Raw genomic sequence first — 22153 nt, 5'->3', positions numbered from 1 at the left:
ATGCCGATTTTCTTTCTCGCCTACGTTGTCGTCGAAGCGCTGGCCTTCTTCCTCGTGGCCAAGCTCATCGGGGTGGGCTGGGCGCTGCTCGCGGCCATCCTGCTCATGATCCTCGGCGGGGCGATTTCCACGAACGAGCTGCGCAAGGCCCTGTTCGACGCCGTGGACGGACGTACGAGCGTCGGGCAGCTGGCGGGGGATTCCGCGCTGCTCATCGCCGGCTGGGCGCTCAGCGTCGTGCCGGGCTTTGTCACCTCGCTGCTCGGCCTGCCGCTCGTGTTCGCCCCGACGCGCGCTATCGTGCGCCGCACCATGACCTCGCGCGTGCGCGCCCGGGTGGAAGACCTCGGCGCCGCCGTGTACGCGGCGACGCCGCTCGGGCAGCAGACCACCTCCTACGGCAGCTTCGCGGACCCGGCCCGCCCCGCCGGCGGCGCGGGCTCGACGAGCGCAGAGCGTCACGAGGTCATCGACGCCGAGGAGCTCGAACAGTGGTACCGGATGGACGGCGGGGGAGAGCGCTAGGTGCCAGCTTTCCTGCGTCTCGGCCTCGCCGCGATTTCCGGCTGGCTGGTCTACCTGTCCTACGAGCCGCACGGCTTCTGGTGGTCCGCCCTCGCCGGCATCGCGCTGTTTTGGCTCACCCTCGTGCCGTGGCCACGGGCGGTGACGGCGCGCGTCGGGATGGCTGGCGAGGCGCAGGAGCGGCCCTCCGTGCGGTTCGGGGCGCTCGTCGGGTTCACCCACGGGCTGTTTTGCTACCTCTTCCTGCTGCCGTGGGTCGGCGAGTTCGTCGGCGCGATGCCGTACGTCGCGCTCGCGGTGTCCATGGCCGTCTACGCCCTGGCCACAGGCGCGTTCGGGGTGCTCGTCGCGCGGTGGTGCTACGGCTTCGCCGCGTTCGCGCCGGTGTACCTCGCAGTCGAGTTCGTCCGCTCCTCGGTGCCGTTCGGCGGTTTTAGCTGGGTGCGCCTCGCGTGGGGCCAGATCGACGGCCCGCTCGCCGCGCTCGCCGCGTGGGGCGGCCCCGCGCTGGTCACCCTCGCCGCGGTGCTCGTGGGTACCGGACTCGCATCGCTTATCGACGCGCGCACGCGCCCAGCCGGCGCCCTCGCCGTCATCGTCCCGCTGGCCCTCGGCGCCGCGGCGGGGCTCGGCGTCGACCGGGACGGATCGACCGTGGGGGAGGCGACGGTGGCCGCCGTGCAGGGCAACGTGCCACGCATGGGCCTCGACTTCAACGCGCAGCGCCGCGCCGTGCTCTCGAACCACGTCAACGAGACGCTGCGCCTCGCCGAGGACGTCCGTGCGTCCGGCACGCACCTCGACATGGTGGTCTGGCCGGAAAACGCCTCCGACGTCAACCCGTTCGCGGACACGGAGGCGGCGTCGCTCGTGGGTGTGGCGCTGCGCGCCGTCGATACGCCACTGCTCGTTGGCACCCTCACGCGCGACGACGTTGGCGCGCGCAACACGATGGTCGTCTTCGACCCGAAGACGGGGGCGGGGGACTACCACTACAAGCGCTACCTGCAGCCGTTTGGCGAGTACATGCCCATGCGCAGCTTCTTCCGGAAGTTCTCGGACCTCGTCGACCTGGCGGGGGACTTCAAGCCCGGCGACGGCGACGGCGTGGTGCGGATGGGTAACATCCCCGTCGGCGTGGCAACGTGCTACGAGGTCGCCGAGGACGACGCGTACCGGCGGGCCGTGCGCAACGGGGCGCAGATCCTGGCCACGCCGACAAATAACGCCACGTTCGGGTTCACGGATATGACCTACCAGCAACTCGCGATGAGCCGGATGCGCGCCATCGAGAACGACCGCGCGGTGGTCGTGGCCGCCACGTCGGGCGTGTCGGCGATCGTACGGCCCGACGGCTCGGTGTCCCAGCAGACCAAGATCTTCACGCCGGCACACCTCGTGGACACGCTGCCGCTTCGCGACGACGAGACGCCGGCCGTGCGCTTCGGCGGGGTGCTGGAATGGATGCTGGTCGCCCTCGGCGCAGCGCTCATGGCCGCCGCGACCGTCGCATCGCGCCGGCGCGCGCGGGGGTATGCTCCTGAGGGAACTGAGTAAGCAGCACTACCCCCGAGGAGACACAGCACCGTGGCCAACGACACCCTGGTGATCATCCCGACCTACAACGAGGTGGAGAACCTCCCGCTCATCGTCGGCCGCGTGCTGGCCGCGCAGGACGGCGTTGACGTCCTCGTCGTCGATGACAACTCGCCGGACGGCACGGGCGCGAAGGCCGACGAGCTGGCCGCCGAGCACGACGAGGTCAACGTCCTGCACCGCGCTGGCAAGGAGGGCCTGCTCGCCGCGTACCGCGACGGCTTCCGCTGGGGCCTCGAGCGCGACTACCAGGTGTTCGTGCAGATGGACGCCGACGGCTCGCACGCGCCCGAGGAGCTCGGCCGCCTGCTCGGCGCGATCGACGACGGCGCCGACCTGGTCATCGGGTCGCGCTACATCGACGGCGGCGAGGTGAAGAACTGGCCGAAGAACCGCTACCTGCTGTCCAAGCTGGGCAACGAGTACATCGCGCTCGCGCTCGGCGGCGACGTGAAAGACATGACCGCCGGCTACCGCGCCTTCAAGCGCGAGACACTCGAGGCGCTCGACTTCGATGCGCTGTCCGGCAAGGGCTACATCTTCCAGGTGGAAGTCGCGCACAAGGCGGAGCAGCTCGGCTTCGACGTGCGCGAGGTGCCCGTCACGTTCGAGGACCGCAAGCTCGGCGAGTCCAAGCTCGACGCGAGCTTCGCCGCCGCCTCGCTCGCCGAGGTGACGAAGTGGGGCGTGCAGGACAAGGCGACCGTTGTGAAGGACCTGTCCACCGAGACCGGCCGCCAGATCGTCCACGCCGCCGAGCAGTCGAAGCTCTCCGGCCTGGGCAAGCGTATCGAGGGCGCGCCCGAGCAGGTGGTCAACGCGATCAGCGAGTTCGTGCCCGTGGTGAAGCACGAGGTCGAGGGCCTGCAGCTCGGCTCGCTGCGCACCCGCGCCGCCCGTCGCACCAACGACGCGATCAACCTCGGCGCGGAGACGATCCGCCAGGCGCTGCACGCCCTGGGGCTCGACTCGAAGAAATAGCGGCGTACGCGAAAGCGCCCGCCGCCACCGAGGGGGGGTGGCGCGGGCGCGTCGTCGTTGTTGCTGGGGGAGCTGCGGGTGGCTAGCTCTCGTTGGCCTGCTGCTGCTCCTTCGCAATGCGGGCCGCGGTGCGGCGGCGCTTGCGCAGCTGCTCCAGGCGCTCCTCGAGCAGCACGTCGAGCTCCTCGATGGAGCGGCGCTCGCGCAGCATGTCCCAGTGGGTCCGCGGCGGCTTCGCGGGCTTCGACTCGACGCCTTCGCCCTCCATCAACGTGCCAACCTGGCCGTTCTTGCACATCCACTCTTCAGGAATCTCAGCCTCGTCGGCGAACGGCACCTCGAACACCTCACCGTTGGGGGTGCGGTACTTCGCCATCCGGCGCGGCGCGAGGTCGTGGTCGCGGTCCGTCTCGTAGCTCACCGCGCCCATGCGGCTTCCGCGCAGCACTCGATCCGCCATGACTGTCACCATCCTTTTCGTTGTCAAACCCGTGCGTCAACAGTCGCTCCAGTATAACGGCGCGCACCATTGCATTGTTCCCCGGTACGCACCGGGCCGGACACGTGTAATAGAGTGGGTGACTGTGATGGAAAACCAGCGCGCCCAACGCGGTGAGACTCCGACGTGTGCGTGGTGCGGCAAAGAGATCCCGGTGAACACTGGCCGCGGCCGCAAGCGTAAGTACTGCGGCGCGTCCTGCAAGCAGCGGGCCTACGAGCAGCGAACCATGCTGGCAGGCACCACGGTGGACGAGGACGCGCTGATTTTGAGCCGCAGCAGGGTCGAGGAGATCCGCGACAGGCTCTACGCGCTGCGCTGCGCCGCTGAGGACGTGCGCACCGCGAGCGCCGAGGGGGCGTCGCCCCGAGAATTGGGGGCGCTGTGTGACGATTTAGTAGGCTTAGCCAAACAATTAGAGAAGTTGAGGTAAGCCGCACGTGGAAGACCGAGAACCCGCTCGAGACATCACAGCATCCCAGACGCAACGACAAGCACAATCGCGCAAGCGCACACTGCTCATCGTCGCAGTGTCCATCTTTATCGTCATCGCGGTGGTGATCGCCGCGGTGCCGCTGGTGCGTACGCTGTTGTTCAGTCACGGCGTGAAGACGGAGGGCATCGACCGCGGGCACGTCTCGGCCGCCGGCACGGACATCGACGGCGACTGGGAGGTCTCGCGGCGCCCAGAACGCAACGCGACCTCGGCTGGCTTCACCTTCGACGAGGTGCTGCCGGGCGAGCGCCGCAGCACGTCCGCGTCGACAGACGAGGTCTCCGGCTGGGCGACCATCGAGTCCGGCACGCTCACGGCCGGCGAGATCACCGTCGACATGACCCACCTCACGTCCGACAGCGACGTGCGCGACGAGAGCGTGCGCCAGCGCATCCTGCACACCGCGCAGTACCCGGAGGCGACGTTCAAGGTGACGCAGCCGGCTGATGTGTCCGGCGTGCCCGGCGACGGCACGGTCGGCTCCGTGGAGCTCACCGGCGATCTCACCATCCACGGCACGACGCGGCAGATCTCGCAGCAGTTCGACGTCGCGCGCTCCGGCAAGAGCCTCATCGTCGCCGCGGACATTCCGATCAACCGCTTGGACTACGGCGTGGAGACGCCGGAGCTCGTCGCCGCGAAAATTCACGAAGAGGGCAAAGTCAACGTCCGCGTGAACATGCAGAAGCGGTAGCCGCTTAATCCGTCACGTTACGTTTTAACGGTGTACCGGGCGGTGGTTCGCCACCTCAGGAGGTTGTCCGATAATGTACATTATGTAAACTACCGCGCTAGGCCACCGCCCCGCGTCCGGCGCGCTTGCTTAACGACGCCCCCTCCGGCTCCTCCGCGCCAGCACCATTTGACTCACGTCGATCATGCCCAGGCGCGCCAGCGCCTCGCGCAACGCGAACTGCCACGTCCACAGCCGCCGGAACACCGCGTCGTAGCCGTCGGCCGCCGCCTCGCGCAGGTGCGAATCAAACACCATGCGCTGTAGGCGCAGCGACGCCCCAAGGTGCTCCGGCGCGCTCGTGCGCTCCACGATGCGCAGGTTCGTTGACCTGTCCACGGCCCGCGCGAGCTCCTCCGGCGCGGCGTAATGCAGCCCCGGCCAGACGTACGCGCGCAGCGAGTCGAGGGCGCGATCAGCCGTCGCCGAAAACGCGTCGGTGCGCACGACGGTCTGCAGCCCAGCCCGCCCCGCCGGCGCGAGCAGCACGTCGACCGCCTCGAGGTAGCGCACCTGCCCCGCGACGGGCAGCGCCTCGAGGACCTCCATGCTCACCACGGCGTCGTAGACGCCCGCCCGCTGTCGCGCGAACTCGGCAGCGCCACCGGCCGCAACGTCGAGGCGGATGGATGCGTCCACGCCGCCGACGACGAAGCGCTCGAGCACGGCCCGGCGGCTAAGCTCGTCGCGCACTGCGGCGTCCACCGTGGCACCCGCCGCGTTCGCCTGCATCGCGAGCGCGCCGCCCTGGCACGGGTACTCCAGCACGTGCGCCCCGGGCCCCACGCCGACCGCCGCCAAGAGCATCTCGGCGCTGCGGCGCTGGGCGTCGCCCAAATCCGGGCGGTCCGAGGCGAGCGGCGCGCCGATGCTCGTCGCGTCGACGAAGTGGTGCGCAGGTTCCCCGCCCTTGCCGGCGCCTGGGGTGTGCGACTTCTCCCGCAGCCGTTCGGTGGTGGCCACGCCGGTGGCAAAGTGCCCCTGGAAGGCGCTCATCCCATCGCCCGAAAAGAGCGCCACGAGATCCGGGGGCAGTTCGCCGCCCTCGGCCCGCTTCTGCGCGACCACCCGCGGGGCGCGCGGGCGGTAGTCGGCGCGGATGAGGGCCGTGAGGACGTCGACAAGCTGTTGCGATGAGCCTGTCTCCCACTCCCGCGCCATGTAGCCCTCGGCGAGACCCACCCAGCCGCTCGCGGCGATGCGCGCGAACAGCTCGGAGCGCTCGACGGTGAGGTCGCGCTCGGGCCCGTCGAGCGAGAGTCCCGCCTTCGCGCAGGCGCGGGCAAACCCTGCCTCGGCGCGCTTCACGTGCAGGCTGCCTCCGGCGAGACCCCGGGGCTGCGGGACCGTGGCGACGCCGGGCCACGCGGCGGCATCGACGGACGAGAGGTGCGCGGGAGAAGGTTCGGCCATTCCCCGAATGCTAGCGCCCGGGCGCGCGCCCACAGGTGAGCCACGGCGGTGGCCGCGCTGAGTGTGTCCGAACAGACGCGTAGGATGTAGCCCGTTCCAACTACACGTCCAAGACCACGAGGAGAGAATTCACATGGCCTCTACGGTGCACCGCCCCGAAGGTAGCCGCCACCACGTCGTTATCGTCGGCGCCGGCTTCGGCGGCGTCAACGCTGCGAAGGAACTCGCAGACGCAGACGTCGACATCACGCTGATCAACAACACCAACCACCACCTGTTCCCGCCGCTGCTCTACCAGGTGGCCACCGGCCTGATGTCGTCCGGCGAGGTCACCGGCGACATCCGCCAGATGTTCGCGGGCCAGCAGAACGTTCGCATCGTCCGCGGCAACGTCGAGTCCGTCGACGTCAAGGCGAAGACCGTCACCTCCGTCGAGGGCGGCAAGGAGTCCACGTTCGGCTACGACTCGCTCGTCGTCGCGGCCGGCGCCGGCCAATCCTACTTCGGCAACGACCAGTTCGCCGAGTTCGCCCCGGGCCTGAAGACCCTCGACCACGCGTTTGAGATCCGCGCCCGCCTCATCGCCGCCTTCGAGCGCGCGGAACTGGCGGAGACCCCGGAGGAGCGCGACCGCGAGCTCACCTTCGTCATCGTGGGCGCTGGCCCGACCGGCGTGGAGCTCGCCGGCCAGGTCGCCGAGATGGCGCACCGCGCGTTCACCTCCGGCCGCTACTCCTTCAGTACCGAGCAGGCCAAGATCTACCTGCTCGACGGCGCTCCGCAGGTGCTGCCGCCGTTTGGCAAGCGCCTGGGCAAGAAGGCGCAGCGCCTGCTGGAGAAGGCCGGCGTCACCGTCATCCTCAACGCGATGGTGACCAACGTCGACGCGGACTCCGTGACCTACAAGGACATGAAGACCGAGCAGGAGCACACGATTAACACCCCGACCAAGATCTGGTCCGCCGGTGTGGCCGCTTCCCCGCTGGGCAAGCAGATCGCGGATCAGCTCGGCGTCGAGGCGGAGCGCTCCGGCAAGGTCCCGGTCAACGCCGACCTCACCGTGGGCGACGACCACGACGTGTTCATCGTCGGCGACATGATGAGCCGCGACCGCCTGCCGGGCGTGGCCCAGGTGGCCATCCAGTCCGGCGCGTACGTGGGCAAGACCATCAAGGAGCAAGTCGAGCACGACGTCACTCCGGAGAGCCGCGACCCGTTCAACTACTTCGACAAGGGCTCCATGGCCATCATCAACCGCTTCAACGCGGTGGTGAAGATGGGCAAGGTTGAGATCTCCGGCTTCATCGGCTGGCTGATGTGGCTCGGCGTCCACCTCTCCTTCCTCACCGGCACCCGCAACCGCCTGGTCGCGGCGAACGAGTGGACCATCAACGCGTTCTCCCGCACGCGCCACAACCTCGCCGTCACCGACGTGCAGCTCGAGGGCCGCACCTCCGTCGACGCGCAGACCGCCGAATCGAAGTAGCCCGCCGCTGCTTCCCTCCCCCGCTATGCAACCGGCTTACGCCGGCTGCACAGCGGGGTTTCTTTGACGGCCGTACCCCCGGTAGACAACCGGCTCCGCGCGCGTAATATCACCTAGGTTGTCGAGCGCGCCCCGCGTGCGCACTCTCCGCCGCAATTGGGGTCCGCGCTCCGGCGTGCCGGCCCCTCGCACGAACGAAAGGGGGCTGAGCCATGCCACCGCGTATTCCAATGCCGGGTCAACGACCGAAGAGGGTTGAGCCCCCGAGGCGCCCGACCATCCCCGTGCCGCTGGAGAGACAGATCGACTTCTGCCGCGTGTTCGTGGACGGCAAGCGCCAGCCCGGAAACGTGCGCATGGCGCACGCCCTCGAAGTCGTGGAGCGCTACGAGAACGCCTTCGTCTGGCTCAGCCTCAAGGAGCCGACGAACGAGCAGATGGAGAAGATCGCGGAGATCTTCGACGTCGAGGACCTCGTGGTCGACGACGTCGTGGACGCGCACCAGCGCCCGAAGATCGAGCGCAACGACGAGCAGCTGTTCATGGTCGTGCGCTCGGTTTCCTACCGCGACGACGAGGAAGTAGCGGACGCCCGCGAGATCATTTCCACCGGAGAGGTGCAGATGATCGTCGGCGAGCGATTCGCCATCACCATCCGCCACAACGCGCACCTGCCCGACCTCACGGCGAAGCTGGAGGAGGAGGAAGACCTCGCAGTCCTCGGCCCCACCGCCGTCGCGTGGGCCGTGTCCGACTACCTGGTGGACAACTACCTCAAGGTCACGGACTTCCTCGAGGACGACGTCGACGAACTGGAAAACGAGGTGTTCACGCCGCGGCACACCATCAACATCGACAAGATCTACAGCTACAAGCGAGAGGTCTTGGAGATGCGCCACGCGATCGACCCCCTCGCACCCGCCCTGCGCAACGGCCTGACCAACAACAAGGACCTGCTGCGCAAGGCGCTGCGCTCCTACTTCCGGGACGTGCAGGACAACGCGACCATCGTCTCGGACCGCCTCTCCGGCTTCGACGAGCGGCTCACCTCGCTGCTCGACGCCTCGGTGGCGAAGGTGACCATGCAGCAGAACGCGGACATGCGCACGATCTCCGCCGTCGTCGGCATGGCCGCGGTGCCGACGCTCATCGCCGGCATCTACGGCATGAACTTCGAGGAGATGCCCGAGCTGAAGTGGTCCTTCGGCTACCCCCTCGCCCTCGTGGTCATGCTCGCCGCGATGGCGCTGATGTTCTGGTGGTTCCGCAAGAACCACTGGCTGTAGGCCATCATCGGTCCAGGATCATCAGCTTGAGGTTGGTCACGGCGGCGAGGCGGTCGCCGGCGCGCATCTCCACGCGCCACAGGTGCGTCCGCTTGCCGGTGTGCACCGGCTCGGCCACCGCCCGGATCGTCTCCCCTTCGCGCACCCCGGCGAGCAGGTCGGTGTAGTTGCTCATGCCGACCGCGGGCTTGGCCGTGGCGGCGACGGCCGCGATGGAGGCGGTGGTCTCGCCTATCGCGCAATAGACGCCCCCGTTGACGACGCCTGTCGGCTGGAGGTGGCGCGCCTCGACGAGCAGGCTCGCCTCGAGCCGGGTGGCCGAACAGTACGTGAGCTGCAACCCGAGCCCCTGCGCGAAGTCGACGTTCGCGGCGTTAATCGCCGCGAGCTCGTCGTCGCTCAGCGGCGGGTCGATGATGTCGTCGTACAGCCTGCAGTCGGTGAGGTCCATACCCGCCGATGATACGGGCTGGGCCCGCGTAGACTGCGAGCCATGACTACCCCCGCTTCTGCACAGCAGCACCTCGCACACATCGGCGTCGTCGGCATGGCGGTGATGGGCTCGAACCTCGCCCGCAACTTCGCCTCGAAGGGCCACACCGTGGCCATCTACAACCGCTCGCCGGAAAAGACGCGCGCGGTGATGGAGGAGTTCGGCGCCGAGGGCGACTTCATCCCGGCTGAGACGATCGAGGAGTTCGTCGCCTCGCTCGAGCGCCCCCGCAAGGCCGTGATCATGGTCCAGGCTGGCCCCGCGACCGACGCCGTCATCGCCCAGCTTGTCGACGCCATGGACGAGGGCGACATCATCATCGACGGCGGCAACTCGCTGTTTACCGACACCATCCGCCGCGAGCGCGAGGTGGCCGCCACAGGCCGCCACTTCGTCGGCGCAGGCATCTCCGGCGGCGAGGAGGGCGCGCTGCGCGGCCCGTCGATCATGCCGGGCGGCCCGGCGGAGTCCTGGGAGACGCTCGGCCCGCTGCTCGAGGACATCGCCGCGAAGGTCGACGGCGTGCCGTGCGTGACCCACATCGGCCCGGACGGCGCCGGCCACTTTGTGAAGATGGTGCACAACGGCATCGAGTACGCCGACATGCAGGTCATCGGCGAGGCCTACCACCTGCTGCGCTACGCGGCCGGGCTCGAGCCCGCCCAGATCGCCGACATCTTCGCGGAATGGAACAAGGGCGACCTGGACTCCTACCTCATCGAGATCACCGCCGAGGTGCTGCGCCAGGTCGACGCCCGCACCGGCCAGCCGTTCATCGACGTCATCGTCGACGCCGCCGGGCAGAAAGGCACGGGCCGCTGGACGGTGAAGGAGGCGCTCGACCTCGGCGTGCCCACCACCGGCATCGGCGAGGCCGTCTTCGCCCGCGCATTGTCTTCCGCGCTGGCCCAGCGCGAGGCGGCGCACGAGGCCGGGCTGCCGGCGGGCGAGGTGTCGACGTTGGCGTCCCTGGGCGTCGATACGCAGGCGTTCGTCGAGGATGTGCGGCGCGCGCTCTACGCCTCGAAGCTCGTGGCGTACGCGCAGGGCTTCGACGAGATCAACGCGGGCTCGCAGGAGCACGACTGGGGCATCAAGCCGGGTGATCTCGCGCGCATCTGGCGCGGCGGCTGCATCATCCGCGCGAAGTTCCTCGACCGCATCACCGAGGCGTACGAGCGCGACCCGGAGCTGCCGTCGCTGCTGCTCGACCCGTACTTCAAGGGCGAGCTGGAAAAGGGCCTGGTGGATTCGTGGCGCCGCGTCGTGGTTGTAGCTACGCAGCTCGGCCTGCCGGTGCCGGTGTTCGCGTCCTCACTGTCCTACTACGACTCGCTGCGTGCGGACCGCCTGCCGGCGGCGCTCATCCAGGGCCAGCGCGACTTCTTCGGCGCGCACACCTACCGCCGCGTGGACATGGAGGGTACCTTCCACACCACCTGGTCCGGCGAGCGCGAGGAACTCAGCTACTAGCGGGCGGGTGCCACCGCGTAGACTGGCCCGAATGACTACGTTCGCCGACCTCGGCCTCCCCCGCGACATCGTCAACGTCCTGCGCAAGGAGGGCATCACCGAGCCCTTCCCCATCCAGGAGGCAGCGATCCCGGACGCGCTCGCCGGACGCGACGTGCTCGGGCGCGGGCCGACAGGCTCGGGCAAGACGTTCACGTTCGGCCTGCCCATGCTTGCGCGCCTCGCGGGCGCGCCGTCGAAGCCGGGCCACCCGCGCGGTCTCGTCCTCGCCCCCACCCGCGAGCTCGCCGCGCAGATCCGCGAGCGTCTCGACGCACCGGCGGCCGCCCTCGGCCTGCGCGTCTTTGACGTCGTCGGCGGCGTGAACATCAACCAGCACATCCGCGCGCTCGCCTCGCCGGTCGATCTTCTGGTGGCCACCCCGGGGCGCGCCGAGGACCTCATCAACCAGAAGAAGCTCTTCTTCGACGCGGTGGAGATCACCGCCCTGGACGAGGCGGACCAGATGGCGGACATGGGCTTTCTGCCCCAGGTGCGCAAGCTGCTCGACCGCACTCCCAAGGACGGGCAGCGCCTGTTGTTCTCCGCCACCCTGGACGGGGACGTTCAGAAGCTCGTCGACCGCTACATGCACGACCCGGTGACGCACTCCACCGCGCCTGCGGAGGCCGCGGTGGACACGATGGAGCACTACCGCCTGCTCGTGGGCGGACGCGAGGAGCGCGGCGAGATCGTGCTCCAGATCGCGGCCCGCGAGGGCAAGACCATCATGTTCATGCGCACGAAGCACGGTGTGGACCGCCAGGTGAAGAAGCTGCGCCGGGCCGGCATCAACGCGCAGGGCCTCCACGGCGACAAGGGCCAGGGCGCGCGCACCCGCGCGCTCGAGGGGTTCTCGGACGGCTCGACGCCGGTGCTCGTGGCCACGGACATCGCGGCGCGCGGCATCGACGTCGACGACGTCTCCCTGGTGGTCCACGTCGATCCCCCGGCGGAGCACAAGGCCTACCTGCACCGCGCTGGCCGTACTGCGCGCGCGGGCACCTCCGGTACCGTCGTCACGCTGGTGATGGACGAGCAGCGCAAGGAGGTCGACCAGCTCCTGCGCAAGGCGGGCGTGGACGCGCCCGCCGTCGAGGTCGAACCGATGTCGCCGCAGTTGGTTACCATTACCGGTGCACGCGTCCCGCAGGGATCGCCCCTGCCCCCGCCGGGCCAACCGCAGGGCAAGGGGCAGCGCCAGCCGCAGCGGCCCAACGCCGCCGGCGGGTCGGGCCGCGGCAGGCGCAGGCCCTCCCGCAACCGCGGCGGGAACAGGAACCGAAGGAGTAACGCCGGCTAAGGCGCAGATGCACCCCGATGGACATAGTCGTATCCATTCTTTCCCTCGCGGCCTTCGTGCTGCTCACCGCCTCGACCGGCCTGTTCGTGGCCGTCGAGTTCGCGATGACGGGCCTCGAGCGCTCCACCATTGAGGCGGACCTCAAGGAGCGCGGGGACGCCACCGCGCACGCCGTCGCCCGCGACCACGGCAACCTCTCGTTCACGCTTTCCGGCGCCCAGCTGGGTATCACCGTGACCACGCTCGCCGCGGGCTTCCTCGCGGAGCCCGTCTTGGGCAAGTTCTTCACCCCGCTGCTCGAGCTCATCGGGCTCGGCGCGAACGCCTCGCAGACGGTGGCGGTCATTCTCGCGCTCATCGTGGCGACGCTGCTGTCCATGGTGTTCGGCGAGCTGGTGCCGAAGAACATCGCCATCACCGACCCGCTCGCCACGGCGCGAGTGGTCGTGCCCCCGGTGCACTGGTTCAACGTCGGGGCCAAGCCCTTCATCGACCTGCTCAACGCGTCGGCGAACTGGGTGGTGCGCAAGATGGGCATGGAGCCTGCCGACGAGCTCGCGTCCGCGCGGTCCTCCCAGGAGCTCGGCGCGATGGTGCGCAGCTCCGCGGAGGCGGGTGGCCTCGACGCGGCGACGGCAGCCGTGATCGACCGCTCCCTGCGCTTCGGCGAGACCACGGCGGAGGAGGTGATGACGCCGCGCTCCACCATCGACTCGCTCGATGCCGACGACACCGTGGCCGACCTCATCAGCCTCGCCCGGGAGACGGGCCACTCCCGCTTCCCCGTTCGCCGCGGCGACCTCGACGACACGCTCGGCGTCGTGCACATCAAGGACGCGTTCTCGGTGCCACGCGAGGAGCGCGCCACCACCCGCCTGGCCACGCTGGCCCGCCGCGTGCCGTTCGTGCCGGGCACCCTCGACGGCGACTCGGTGCTCAACCGGGTGCGCTCCGCGGGATCCCAGGTCGTGCTCGTCGCCGACGAGTACGGCGGCACGCAAGGCCTGGTCACCATCGAGGACCTGGTCGAGGAGATCCTGGGCGAGGTCTACGACGAGTACGACGACCGCGAGGGCGAGCGGGACTTCGCCCGCCTCGGCACGTCGTGGCAGGTCGCGGGGCTCGTGCGTCTCGACGAGCTCGCGGAGCGCATCGGCTACACCGCCCCTGACGGCCCATACGAGACCCTCGGCGGCCTGGTCATGGCGACGCTCGGGCGCATCCCCGAGGTCGGCGACGAGGTGGTGCTCCACGAGTCCGTCGCAAGCTTCCAGGAGGAGTTCCAGTCCGCCGGTGCCGGCGACTGGCTCGCCCAGGTCACGGAGATGGACGGGCGGCGCATCGACCGCGTCATGCTGCGCCCCGTCCCGCCGGAGGAGGTCGCGTAAATGAGCATCTGGCTTGCGATCCTCCTCATCGCGGCGCTGCTGGCCGTCAACGCGTTCTTCGTCGGCGCCGAGTTCTCCCTCGTTTCCTCCCGCCGGGACCGCCTCGAGTCCCTCCTCGCCCAGGGCAAGACGAAGGCCCAGGACGTGCTCTACGCCACCGAGCACCTCTCCATCTACCTCGCCGGCGCCCAGTTCGGTATCACGGTGGCGTCGCTCGTGCTCGGCAAGGTCGCCGAGCCGGCCGTGGCCTCCTACATCGAGGGGCCATTCCTCGCGCTCGGGATGCCCGCGAACCTGCTGCACCCCGTCGCGTTCATCCTCGCGCTGGCGATCATCTCGTTCCTGCACATCCTGTTCGGCGAGATGGTGCCCAAGAACATCGCCATCGCCGGCCCGGAGCAGACCGCCATGTGGCTCACCCCGGCGATGACGGCGTGGGTGAAAATCACCCGGCCGGTGCTCGAGTTCCTCAACTGGGTGGCCCGCAAGACGCTCGGGCTGTTCGGCATCGAGCAGAAGGACGAGCTGGAATCCACCGTCGACCAGCAGCAGCTCGCGTCCATGATTCAGGAGTCGCGCGAGGAGGGGCTGCTCGACGCCGAGGAGACGGTCCGCCTGGCCAAGGCGCTGCGCCAGGATTCGCGCCAGCTCAAGGAGGCGATGATCCCGCTGGAGCGGGTGAAGATGCTCCCCTACGACCCGCGCGGCGTGCGCCTCTCCGCGATCGAGCAGGCCGTGCAGGAGACCGGCTACTCCCGCTTCCCTGTCCGCATCGACGCGACCTCGCTCGCGGGCTACATCCACGTCAAGGACATCCTCGACCTCATGGAATCCCCCGAGCAGGACCCGCGCGTGCCGCTCAAGCGCATCCGCCCGCTCACCACCATCGAGGCCACGCAGTCCATGGACGACGCGCTCGCCCTGCTCCACCGGCGAAGCGCCCACATGGCGGAGGTGCACGACGCCGGCAACCTCGTCGGCGTCGTCGCGCTCGAGGATCTCATCGAGGAGTACGTGGGCACGGTGTCCGACTGGACCCACGAGGCCGAGTGATGGAGGTCCTCGCCCGCGAGGAGTACATGCCCCGCATCGCCGCGCATGAGGCGCGCGCCGCGGTGTGGGCGGACCCCCGTGTCGCGCGGCGCGCCCGCGGCGGGTACCACCCAGTGTGGGACTTCCTCTTCGACTATTACCCACTGCGCCCGGGGCACCTCAAGCGTTGGCACCCCGGCGTGGGCGTCGCGCTCGAGGACGCCGCCGACCTCCCGCAGGCGGGGTGGCGGGACTACGCCGTCGCCCCCGACGGGACGGTCGCGCTCGACCTCGAGCGGTTCCTCGCCCACCGTGGGAGCGAGGTGGAGGCGGTGGCGGAGCTCCTGCGGGCCGTCGCTACGCACGATGCCCACTTCGACTGCTTCGGCATGCACGAGTGGGCGATGGTGTACCGCACCGACCACCCCCGCCACGGGCTGCCGCTGCGCCTCGGTGCGGACGGCACCGACGAGGTCGTGCGCTCCCACCAGCTGAAATGCTCCCATTTCGACGCGTACCGCTTCTTCACCCCGGCCGCGGTGCCGCTCAACCTCACGGTGCTCAGCCGCGAGGCGCAGGCGGACAACGACCAGCCCGGGTGCGTCCACGTGAGCATGGACCTGTACAAGTGGGCGTTCAAGCTCGGCCCGCTTGTGCCGGGCGAGCTGCTCATGGACTGCTTCGAGCTCGCCGCCGACGCCCGCAGGCTGGACATGGAGGCCTCGCCGTACGACTGCCGCGGGCTCGGCCTCGGTGTCGTCGCGGTGGAAACGCCCGAGGGTAAGGCGGAGTACGTCGCACGCCAACGCGGGCTTGCGGCGCGCGCGGAACCGCTGCGCGCCCGGCTTGTCGCGCAGGTTGAGGCGGCCCTCGGACGCTAGACTCGGAGCAGGTTTTCACACGTTCACGAGCAAGGGGCGGCGACCACGATGGCACGGCATGCAAGCGGCAAGAACAACTTCAGGCTGGCCGGGTGGGTCATCGCGTTGCTCGTGGCGCTCGCGCTGGCCGTGGCGCTCATCTGGTACCTCGCCCAGCGCGACGGCGGCAGCGACTCTAACGCCGCCGCCGAGCCGGAGTGCGTCGCGGGCGAGCTGACCCTCCCCATCGCCACATCCGACACGCAGGTCGGGCAGCAGCTTATCGACGCCTACCGGGACACCCACCCCGTCGTCCGCGACTACTGCGTCAAGCCGCAGCTCGTGGACAGCGTGAGCGCCGCCGCGGTCTACGTCGCGCCGAACACCACCGTGAGCCACACTGAGCTCGACAACGCCGGGCGCACCGCGGCGGTCGCGGACCCGCAGGCTGTCTTCAGCGAGCCGGCGGGCGTGGCCAGTAAGGACGGGGTGAAGCTCGAGGACCTGAAGATCGCCTCAGTGCGCTTCCCCGTCGAGGAGGAGTCGGCGGCCTCGGCGCTGGTTGCTCGCAAGGTGGCGGGCGACGACAACGCCGCGGTGAAGGCACTCACGGACCAGCGCATTTCCACGCTGGCGGACTTCAACGCGGGCGGCGGCGATGCGGTAGCGACGGTCGAGGACAACGTGCCGAGCGGTCTGCAGTTCACCCCGGTCGGCTCTGACGTTGTCTACGCGGCTATTCCGCTGAACCAGACTGAGAAGGTGAACGAGGACCAGTCGCGCGCCGGGCAGGACTTCGCGCGCCACTCTGCCGAGCAGTTCGACGGCTCGGCGAACGACCAGCCGGTGATCTCCGACCTCGTGTGGGCGGCGGCGCTGCCCGGCGGCGGCGAAGGCCTCACCGGCGACGCCGGCAAGAGGAACGCACAGGCGCAGTCGTCGGCGCACACCACGGCACCGGTGGCGCAGGTGCAGCCGGAGAACACGCTGTTCCTGCTCGACACCTCCGACGCGATGGCGCCCTACATCGAGTCCGCGAAGGACGCGATCGCGGACGCCGCGCTCGCCCTCGGCGCCGACGGCAAGGAGGTCGGCCTGTGGAACTACTCCTCGCCGCTCAACCCGGGCGTCGTCGTCGGCTACCGCCAGAACCTCACCGTCTCCCCCGACGCCGAATCCGTCGCTGTTGCCGTGCGCCGCTTCCTCACCGGCGGCGTGCCCCAGACCCGCGAGGCGGTGGAGGCGGCGGCCGGCGCCTACGGCGGCGCGGCAACGACAACGCGCATCGTGCTCGTAACCACGGGCACCGCCGACGCCGGCGACGACAAGGCGTTCGCCGACGCGGTGCGCAAGGCCGCGGGCGACACCGTCCACCTCACCGTGGTGCGCGTCGGCGAGGGCGAGCCGGACGCCGCGGTAAGCGGCCTCGCGCAGAAAGCCGTTGACGCGAAGCAGGCAGATGCGATCCCGGCCGCCGTGCGGGAGGCCGCGGGCCTGTAGCCGGGCCGCACCCGCGCCACGCGGAGCTGGGGATAGTGCCCAGCGGGAATGAGGACAATATCGCCCTCATTCCCTCGCACCCCTCCCTCCAACTACCGAGGGCAGCGAAAGCGAACGCCGGCCCCGTTCGGTCGGGGCCGGCGTTGTGGGAGTAACGCGCGCTAGGAGGTCTTGCGACGGCGGCGATCCGCGAGCTCGTCGAAGCCGATGACGTTGGTCGGCTCCTCCTCCGCGACGCGCTCCGACGGGAACGCGGAGATGGTGCCGGTGAGCTCTTTCATGATCTGAGGGACGGCGATGCCGAACACGCCCTGGCCGCCGCCGAGGAGGTCGATGATCTCCTCGTTGGAGCGGCACTCGTAGACGGTGACGCCGTCGGAAACGAGGGTGATCTCGGCGATGTCGGAGACGCCGCGGTCGCGGAGCTTGTCCACGGCGAGGCGGATGTTCTGCAGGGAGATGCCGGTGTCCAGCAGGCCTTTGACAATCTTGAGCACGAGGATGTCTTTGAACGAGTACAGACGCTGGGAGCCGGAGCCCTTCGCGCCGCGGATCGACGGGCGGACCAGACCGGTGCGCGCCCAGTAGTCGAGCTGACGGTACGTGATGCTGGCGACCTGGCATGCGATGGGCACGCGGTAGCCGACCTCGTCGGACGGGCCGACGTCGAAGAGGGATTCCTGCACTGCCTCGAGCTGAGGGTCCTCGGTGATGCTCACGTAATTACTCCCATGAAAGTTAGCTGAACGCCTGATGACTATTAAAAGCTAAGGATACGCAGCTGGTCAAGAGTCACACGCGTAACACGCCGAAAGTCTCAACTAAAACTTGAGGGTTTTTACTGCTCCGGTTCGGCGTCGCCGCCATCCCCCAAATCGGATTCCTCGACGCCGAAGCTGCGCATGAGTTCCTCGAAGTCGGCGTCCGCCTGCGCGTCGCCACTCGCCGACTCGCGCTCCCCTTCCGCCTCCACCGGCGCGATTTCCGCCTGCAGGTAGCGGCGGGCATCCTCGGGCGAGAGGAAGACCGACGCCTGCGCGGCGACGGTCTCGTCGACGGCGATGTCGACGTCCAGCTCCGACGCGAGCAGCAACGCGTCCGAGGCGCGCATGTCGATTTCGGTGCCGTCCGCGAGCGTCGTCGTCGCCATCATGATGCCGTCGACGTAGCTGGACAGCTCGATGGATTCGACCCCGGGCGTGGACTGGCGGATGAGGTCGGCGAGCGCGTCGGTCGGGCGCGGGCGGTTCGGCGCCCAGCCGCCCACGCGACCGGCGAGCTCGGCGCCCTCCTGCGGCGGCAGCCAGACCGGGATGCAGCGCCCGTTCGAGGGGCGCTGGAGTAGCGCGCAGAGGAAGTTTTCCGGGCCGACCGGGAACACCCCGATGAGCTGGACGGATTCCATTAGTTGCCCAGCTGGCGGCGCAGCTCGTTCTTCACCAGCGACGCATGCAGCGACACGACGAGCGCGGACATCTGCTGCCCGATCTCCTCGGCCTTTTGCTTCGCGGTGACCTTGCCGGACTTTGCGACGGGCTCCGCCACCTGGTTGATCATGTCCGCCTGGCGCGCCGCGGCGGTGCGCAGCGTCTTCAGGTGGCGCGCGTCGAACCCGAACTCCGCGAGCGAGAGCGCGGTGGTGGCGGTGCGTACATCGTCGGCCGTGAACAGGCCAGCGGCGTCTGGGGCGATGAGGCCGAGCGAGATGTACTCGTCGATCGCCTCCTGCGGCGCCTGCGCCTGCTCGGCGACGTCGGTTGCCGTGAGGTGCGTCGCCACGGGGGCTCGGAAGTTCTCCGGGGAGATCATCGGCTCCGCATCCGAAGATGCGGCCGAGAGCAGCGCGGTGACGTGGCCGGAATCCATCGCCTCGAGCTGCTCGCGGATGACCTTGAGCGGCAGGTAGTTGTCGCGCTGGGTGACCAGGATGTAGCGCAGGCGCTCGACGTCCTCTTCGGTGAACCGCCGGTACCCCGAGGCGGTGCGCTGCGGGGTGATCAGCCCCTCGGACTCGAGGAAGCGGATCTTCGACACCGTGACGTCCGGGAACTCCGCACGCAGCCGCTCGAGCACGACGCCGATCGACATGGTCTTGGCCGGCTTGGCGGCCTTGGCTCCGGCAGGTGCGGTCTGCAGGGCGGCGGCGGTTTGGCGGATTGCGCTCACTGGGTCGTTCTCTTCTTTCTCGGGGCCGGGGCTAGCGGTGCGGAAACGGGTTTACTTGTCCGCGGCGATGAAGACGAGGCGGAATTTGCCGATCTGGATCTCGTCGCCGTTGGTCAGTTCCTGGGAGTTGCGCGGCTCGCGGTTGACGTAGGTGCCGTTGAGGGAACCCACGTCCACGACCTCGTAGCCGGACTCGTTTCGGCGGAATTCAGCGTGGCGGCGCGAGACGGTCACGTCGTCGAGGAAGATGTCCGCCTCCGGGTGGCGGCCCGCGGTGGTGGAGTCCTGGTCGAGCAGGAAGCGGGCGCCAGCGTTCGGGCCACGCTTGACGACGAGCAGCGCCTCGCCCTCGGCGAGCTTGTCGGCGCCCGCCCCGGAGTCTACCGAGGCTGCCGCACCGGATTCCATCTCTTTGAGCAGGTCAGCGCGGAAGACCGAGGTGGTTTCTACCTGGTTCTGCGGCGTGTTGTCGCTCATCGTTCGCTCCTTGACTGTCGAGTCGTGGTTGAGATCTTCTGCCATACTAGCGCCCCGCGGGCTTGGACGGGCGACTAGCGGAAGATGTTTCCAATGCCGGTGATTATCGAGTTGCCGGAACCCGCGAGCGGGTTGTCGGAAACCATGTACGTCCACGTGGCGCTCGGGCGCTTCCAGCCGGCGTCGGCGAGGTGGGCGCCGGAGGCGTCGATAGGCACTGTCCGGAACGTGTCCACCGACTCGTCCACTGCCCTGTTGGCGAGGTCCTTGAACTCGCGCACCGCGATGCGGTGGTACTCGGTGATCGGCGTCTCGCGCGCGATGGCGCGCAGGTGGATGGACTCGCGGACGTCGTCCATGAGCGCGAGGTGCTCGGACCACTCGGCGTCGAGGTGGAAGAGCATGATCTCGCGCGCCGCCTGCTCGAGGACCTCCTGCGGCAGCCCCGCCAGCTCGGCGGCGCGCTCGGGGGCCCGCTGCGAGAGCTCGCGCCAAGCGGTGTCAGTGTCCAGCAGCGCCGCGCGCCGCTCGTCGAGGATGTCGCGGTGGTCCGCGAGCAGCTTGTTGTACTTCCAGGTCTGGGAGTGGATCTCCAGCAGCTGCCCCTCGGTGACGCGCTGGCAGTGCTCGACGAACTGCTGCGCGCGGTTGCCGGTGATGCGCCCGTCCGCCTCGGGCTGCGCGGAGAACTGCTCGTCCGCGCCGCCGGTGGCCACGATGTCGTCCTCGAGGGAGACGAAAAACAGGCTCAGGCCCGGGTCGCCCTGGCGTCCGGCGCGGCCGCGCAGCTGGTTGTCCAGGCGGGCCGTGCGGTAGCGGGCGGTGCCGAGCACCGCCAGGCCGCCGAGGGCCGCGACCTTGTCGTGGTCGCGCTCGTCCGCCCCGCCGAGGCGGATGTCGGTACCGCGGCCCGCCATCTGGGTGGACACGGTCACCCGGCCCACGTCACCGGCCTCGGCGATGATCCGGGCCTCTTCCGCGTCGTTCTTCGCGTTGAGCACGTTCGCCTCGATGCCGCGCTCGCCCAGCGCCTCCGCGAGCGCCTCCGATTCCGCGACGTCGTGGGTGCCCACGAGCACCGGCTGGCCGGTGGCGTGGATGTGCGCGATCTCGTCGACGATCGCGGCGTTCTTCTCCTCCATGGTGGCGTAGATGCGGTCCGCCTCGTCGAAACGCTTGAGCTCGTTGGCGCGGTCGATGACCGCGACGTGGAGGTCGTAGAACGAGCGCAGCTGGTCGGTCGCCTCGACAGCGGTGCCGGTCATGCCGCACACGAGCGGGTAGCGGCGCATGAGCGCCTGGAGCGTGATGGAGTCGAGGATGCGCCCGCCCTCGGAGACGGCGAGGCCCTCTTTCGACTCCACCGCGGCCTGCAGGCCGTCGGGCCAGCGCTGCAGCTCGGCGACGCGCCCGCGCGAGGCGTCCACGAGCGCCACCTTGCCGTCGTCGACGATGTAGTGCACGTCCCGGATGAGCAGCGCCTTCGCGTGCAGCGCGAGGTTGACGCGCACGAGCGTCGTGCCGATGTGCTCGTCCGAATAGAGCGAGTCGATGCCGAGGAGGCGCTCGACCTTGCGCGCGCCGTCGTCGGTGAGAAAGACGTTGCGGCCCTCCGCGTCGATCGTGTAGTCCTCGTCCTCCACGAGGTGCGAGACCGCCTCGGTGATCTGCCCGGTCGCCTGCTGGGTGCCCTCGGAGCCGGCGAGTACGAGCGGCACGAGCGCCTCGTCCACGAGCACGCTGTCCGCCTCGTCCACGAGGGCGACGTCGGCGGCGGCCTGCACCGTCTGGTTGCGGGAGGTGATCTGGTTGTCGCGCAGGTGGTCGAAGCCGATCTCGGTGACCGGCGCGTAGACGACGTCGCAGCGGTAGGCGGCCACGCGCTCGTCGCGTGTCGACGCCTCCGTGACCGCCGAGACCGTCAACCCGAAGAATTCGACGAGCGGGCGCATCCACGCCGCGTCGCGGGCGGCGAGGTAGTTGTTCACAGTGATGAGGTGCACACGCTTGCCTTGCAGCGCGAACCCGGTCGCCGCCATGGCGCCGACGAGCGTCTTGCCCTCGCCGGTGGCCATCTGGATGACGTCGCCCTCGAGCAGGCGCAGCACCGCCTGGTTTTGCACCTCGAACGGGGTCATGCCGAGGGTGCGCTGCGAGGCGACCGACAGCCCGGCGAGGAAGCGGGCTTTGTCGGCGATCGCGCCGTCGCGGACGGTGGAGCGGACTGCGTCGGCCAGCGAAGCGTCGTCGAGAAGCGAAAGCTCCTCGATGAGGCCGTGCGCGTCGGCGACGACGGCCTTCGACTTCTTGTTGTTGCGCTCTGCGGTGGAGCCCATGGCCTTCCAGAACCAGTCGAATTTGCCCATGGGGCAATGGTAGGTCAACCGGTCGGTCTCACCGTCTTCGC

The 22153-nt window shown here is 69.3% G+C and carries 21 protein-coding genes; 13 read left to right on the top strand and 8 right to left on the bottom strand.

What is annotated here, in order from left to right; translation table 11 throughout:
* The 3 genes from CJEDD_RS06565 to CJEDD_RS06555 are packed head-to-tail and all read left to right on the top strand — an operon-like array spanning position 1 to position 3102.
* Positions 1-525 (top strand): FxsA family protein, encoded by a 525-nt coding sequence (locus CJEDD_RS06565; RefSeq protein ID WP_042405816.1) that lies wholly within the window; start codon positions 1-3, stop codon positions 523-525.
* Positions 526-2082 carry an apolipoprotein N-acyltransferase gene (gene lnt / locus CJEDD_RS06560; RefSeq protein ID WP_042405818.1) on the top strand — a complete coding sequence of 519 codons (1557 nt, stop codon included), beginning with the start codon at positions 526-528 and terminating at the stop codon, positions 2080-2082.
* Positions 2083-2112: 30 nt separating this feature from the next.
* Complete coding sequence (locus CJEDD_RS06555; protein ID WP_042405820.1) at positions 2113-3102, top strand: polyprenol monophosphomannose synthase; 990 nt, start codon at positions 2113-2115, stop codon at positions 3100-3102.
* Between the two features lie 82 nt (positions 3103-3184).
* On the opposite strand, the gene CJEDD_RS06550 is transcribed toward CJEDD_RS06555, so the two are convergent.
* Positions 3185-3562 carry an RNA polymerase-binding protein RbpA gene (locus CJEDD_RS06550; RefSeq protein ID WP_042405821.1) on the bottom strand — a complete coding sequence of 126 codons (378 nt, stop codon included), beginning with the start codon at positions 3560-3562 and terminating at the stop codon, positions 3185-3187.
* A 127-nt stretch (positions 3563-3689) separates the two neighbouring features.
* Between CJEDD_RS06550 and CJEDD_RS06545 the strand changes: the two genes are divergently transcribed.
* Together CJEDD_RS06545 and CJEDD_RS06540 are read left to right on the top strand one after the other, a co-directional pair.
* Complete coding sequence (locus tag CJEDD_RS06545) at positions 3690-4034, top strand: hypothetical protein (RefSeq protein ID WP_042405852.1); 345 nt, start codon at positions 3690-3692, stop codon at positions 4032-4034.
* Between the two features lie 97 nt (positions 4035-4131).
* Positions 4132-4791, top strand: coding sequence for a YceI family protein (locus CJEDD_RS06540; RefSeq protein WP_232297675.1), 660 nt, complete (start codon positions 4132-4134; stop codon positions 4789-4791).
* A gap of 129 nt (positions 4792-4920) precedes the next feature.
* Here CJEDD_RS06540 and CJEDD_RS06535 read toward each other — a convergent pair whose 3' ends face one another.
* Positions 4921-6243, bottom strand: a complete 1323-nt coding sequence (locus tag CJEDD_RS06535) for an SAM-dependent methyltransferase (RefSeq protein WP_042405823.1) — start codon at positions 6241-6243, stop codon at positions 4921-4923.
* A gap of 133 nt (positions 6244-6376) precedes the next feature.
* Here CJEDD_RS06535 and CJEDD_RS06530 point away from each other — a divergent pair, with 133 nt between their 5' ends.
* On the top strand, positions 6377-7729 hold the full coding sequence (locus CJEDD_RS06530) for an NAD(P)/FAD-dependent oxidoreductase (protein ID WP_042405826.1): 1353 nt from the start codon (positions 6377-6379) through the stop codon (positions 7727-7729).
* 212 nt (positions 7730-7941) lie between these two features.
* Positions 7942-9015 (top strand): magnesium and cobalt transport protein CorA, encoded by a 1074-nt coding sequence (locus tag CJEDD_RS06525; RefSeq protein ID WP_042405828.1) that lies wholly within the window; start codon positions 7942-7944, stop codon positions 9013-9015.
* A gap of 4 nt (positions 9016-9019) precedes the next feature.
* Here the strand turns inward: CJEDD_RS06525 and CJEDD_RS06520 are convergent, their stop codons facing one another.
* Positions 9020-9466, bottom strand: a complete 447-nt coding sequence (locus CJEDD_RS06520) for a PaaI family thioesterase (protein ID WP_042405829.1) — start codon at positions 9464-9466, stop codon at positions 9020-9022.
* Positions 9467-9508: 42 nt separating this feature from the next.
* Between CJEDD_RS06520 and gndA the strand changes: the two genes are divergently transcribed.
* The 6 genes from gndA to CJEDD_RS06490 are packed head-to-tail and all read left to right on the top strand — an operon-like array spanning position 9509 to position 17103.
* A complete protein-coding gene (gene gndA, locus CJEDD_RS06515) occupies positions 9509-10981 on the top strand; it encodes an NADP-dependent phosphogluconate dehydrogenase (RefSeq protein ID WP_042405830.1) in 1473 nt (490 codons plus the stop codon).
* A 31-nt stretch (positions 10982-11012) separates the two neighbouring features.
* Positions 11013-12323 carry a DEAD/DEAH box helicase gene (locus tag CJEDD_RS06510; protein ID WP_042405831.1) on the top strand — a complete coding sequence of 437 codons (1311 nt, stop codon included), beginning with the start codon at positions 11013-11015 and terminating at the stop codon, positions 12321-12323.
* Positions 12324-12340: 17 nt separating this feature from the next.
* Complete coding sequence (locus tag CJEDD_RS06505) at positions 12341-13711, top strand: hemolysin family protein (protein WP_042405833.1); 1371 nt, start codon at positions 12341-12343, stop codon at positions 13709-13711.
* Positions 13712-14764 carry a hemolysin family protein gene (locus CJEDD_RS06500; RefSeq protein WP_042405835.1) on the top strand — a complete coding sequence of 351 codons (1053 nt, stop codon included), beginning with the start codon at positions 13712-13714 and terminating at the stop codon, positions 14762-14764.
* Entirely contained in the window at positions 14764-15624 is an 861-nt protein-coding gene (locus tag CJEDD_RS06495) for a hypothetical protein (protein WP_042405837.1), read from the top strand. The genes CJEDD_RS06500 and CJEDD_RS06495 overlap by 1 nt, the downstream gene beginning before the upstream one ends.
* 48 nt (positions 15625-15672) lie before the next feature.
* Positions 15673-17103 carry a VWA domain-containing protein gene (locus CJEDD_RS06490; protein WP_042405839.1) on the top strand — a complete coding sequence of 477 codons (1431 nt, stop codon included), beginning with the start codon at positions 15673-15675 and terminating at the stop codon, positions 17101-17103.
* 161 nt (positions 17104-17264) lie between these two features.
* On the opposite strand, the gene CJEDD_RS06485 is transcribed toward CJEDD_RS06490, so the two are convergent.
* The 5 genes from CJEDD_RS06485 to secA2 form a co-directional block, all read right to left on the bottom strand.
* The gene (locus CJEDD_RS06485; RefSeq protein WP_042405841.1) at positions 17265-17822 is read right to left on the bottom strand and encodes a MerR family transcriptional regulator; all 558 of its coding nucleotides are present in this window, start codon (positions 17820-17822) and stop codon (positions 17265-17267) included.
* Positions 17823-17941: 119 nt separating this feature from the next.
* The gene (locus CJEDD_RS06480; protein ID WP_042405844.1) at positions 17942-18508 is read right to left on the bottom strand and encodes a bifunctional nuclease domain-containing protein; all 567 of its coding nucleotides are present in this window, start codon (positions 18506-18508) and stop codon (positions 17942-17944) included.
* Positions 18508-19269 carry a transcriptional regulator FtsR gene (gene ftsR, locus CJEDD_RS06475; protein WP_042405846.1) on the bottom strand — a complete coding sequence of 254 codons (762 nt, stop codon included), beginning with the start codon at positions 19267-19269 and terminating at the stop codon, positions 18508-18510. Before ftsR ends, CJEDD_RS06480 begins: the two co-directional genes overlap by 1 nt.
* Positions 19270-19320: 51 nt before the next feature.
* A complete protein-coding gene (odhI, locus tag CJEDD_RS06470) occupies positions 19321-19746 on the bottom strand; it encodes an oxoglutarate dehydrogenase inhibitor Odhl (protein ID WP_042405848.1) in 426 nt (141 codons plus the stop codon).
* Between the two features lie 74 nt (positions 19747-19820).
* Entirely contained in the window at positions 19821-22112 is a 2292-nt protein-coding gene (secA2, locus tag CJEDD_RS06465; RefSeq protein WP_042405850.1) for an accessory Sec system translocase SecA2, read from the bottom strand.
* Between the last annotated feature and the right edge of the window lie 41 nt (positions 22113-22153).

It is taken from the genome of Corynebacterium jeddahense (genome assembly GCF_028609865.1).
GTDB classification, from domain to species: Bacteria; Actinomycetota; Actinomycetes; order Mycobacteriales; family Mycobacteriaceae; genus Corynebacterium; species Corynebacterium jeddahense.
This window is presented reverse-complemented; position numbering and strand designations above follow the sequence as displayed.

What these genes read in the sequence shown, in the direction of transcription:
- gndA (WP_042405830.1), top strand. Translation starts at nt 9,509, where the DNA reads ATGACTACCCCCGCTTCTGCACAGCAGCACCTCGCACACATCGGCGTC.
- secA2 (WP_042405850.1), bottom strand. Translation starts at nt 22,112, where the DNA reads ATGGGCAAATTCGACTGGTTCTGGAAGGCCATGGGCTCCACCGCAGAG.
- CJEDD_RS06490 (WP_042405839.1), top strand. Translation starts at nt 15,673, where the DNA reads ATGGCACGGCATGCAAGCGGCAAGAACAACTTCAGGCTGGCCGGGTGG.
- CJEDD_RS06525 (WP_042405828.1), top strand. Translation starts at nt 7,942, where the DNA reads ATGCCACCGCGTATTCCAATGCCGGGTCAACGACCGAAGAGGGTTGAG.
- CJEDD_RS06565 (WP_042405816.1), top strand. Translation starts at nt 1, where the DNA reads ATGCCGATTTTCTTTCTCGCCTACGTTGTCGTCGAAGCGCTGGCCTTC.
- CJEDD_RS06520 (WP_042405829.1), bottom strand. Translation starts at nt 9,466, where the DNA reads ATGGACCTCACCGACTGCAGGCTGTACGACGACATCATCGACCCGCCG.
- CJEDD_RS06550 (WP_042405821.1), bottom strand. Translation starts at nt 3,562, where the DNA reads ATGGCGGATCGAGTGCTGCGCGGAAGCCGCATGGGCGCGGTGAGCTAC.
- CJEDD_RS06500 (WP_042405835.1), top strand. Translation starts at nt 13,712, where the DNA reads ATGAGCATCTGGCTTGCGATCCTCCTCATCGCGGCGCTGCTGGCCGTC.
- CJEDD_RS06480 (WP_042405844.1), bottom strand. Translation starts at nt 18,508, where the DNA reads ATGGAATCCGTCCAGCTCATCGGGGTGTTCCCGGTCGGCCCGGAAAAC.
- CJEDD_RS06510 (WP_042405831.1), top strand. Translation starts at nt 11,013, where the DNA reads ATGACTACGTTCGCCGACCTCGGCCTCCCCCGCGACATCGTCAACGTC.
- CJEDD_RS06535 (WP_042405823.1), bottom strand. Translation starts at nt 6,243, where the DNA reads ATGGCCGAACCTTCTCCCGCGCACCTCTCGTCCGTCGATGCCGCCGCG.
- odhI (WP_042405848.1), bottom strand. Translation starts at nt 19,746, where the DNA reads ATGAGCGACAACACGCCGCAGAACCAGGTAGAAACCACCTCGGTCTTC.
- CJEDD_RS06545 (WP_042405852.1), top strand. Translation starts at nt 3,690, where the DNA reads ATGGAAAACCAGCGCGCCCAACGCGGTGAGACTCCGACGTGTGCGTGG.
- CJEDD_RS06495 (WP_042405837.1), top strand. Translation starts at nt 14,764, where the DNA reads ATGGAGGTCCTCGCCCGCGAGGAGTACATGCCCCGCATCGCCGCGCAT.
- CJEDD_RS06530 (WP_042405826.1), top strand. Translation starts at nt 6,377, where the DNA reads ATGGCCTCTACGGTGCACCGCCCCGAAGGTAGCCGCCACCACGTCGTT.
- CJEDD_RS06505 (WP_042405833.1), top strand. Translation starts at nt 12,341, where the DNA reads ATGGACATAGTCGTATCCATTCTTTCCCTCGCGGCCTTCGTGCTGCTC.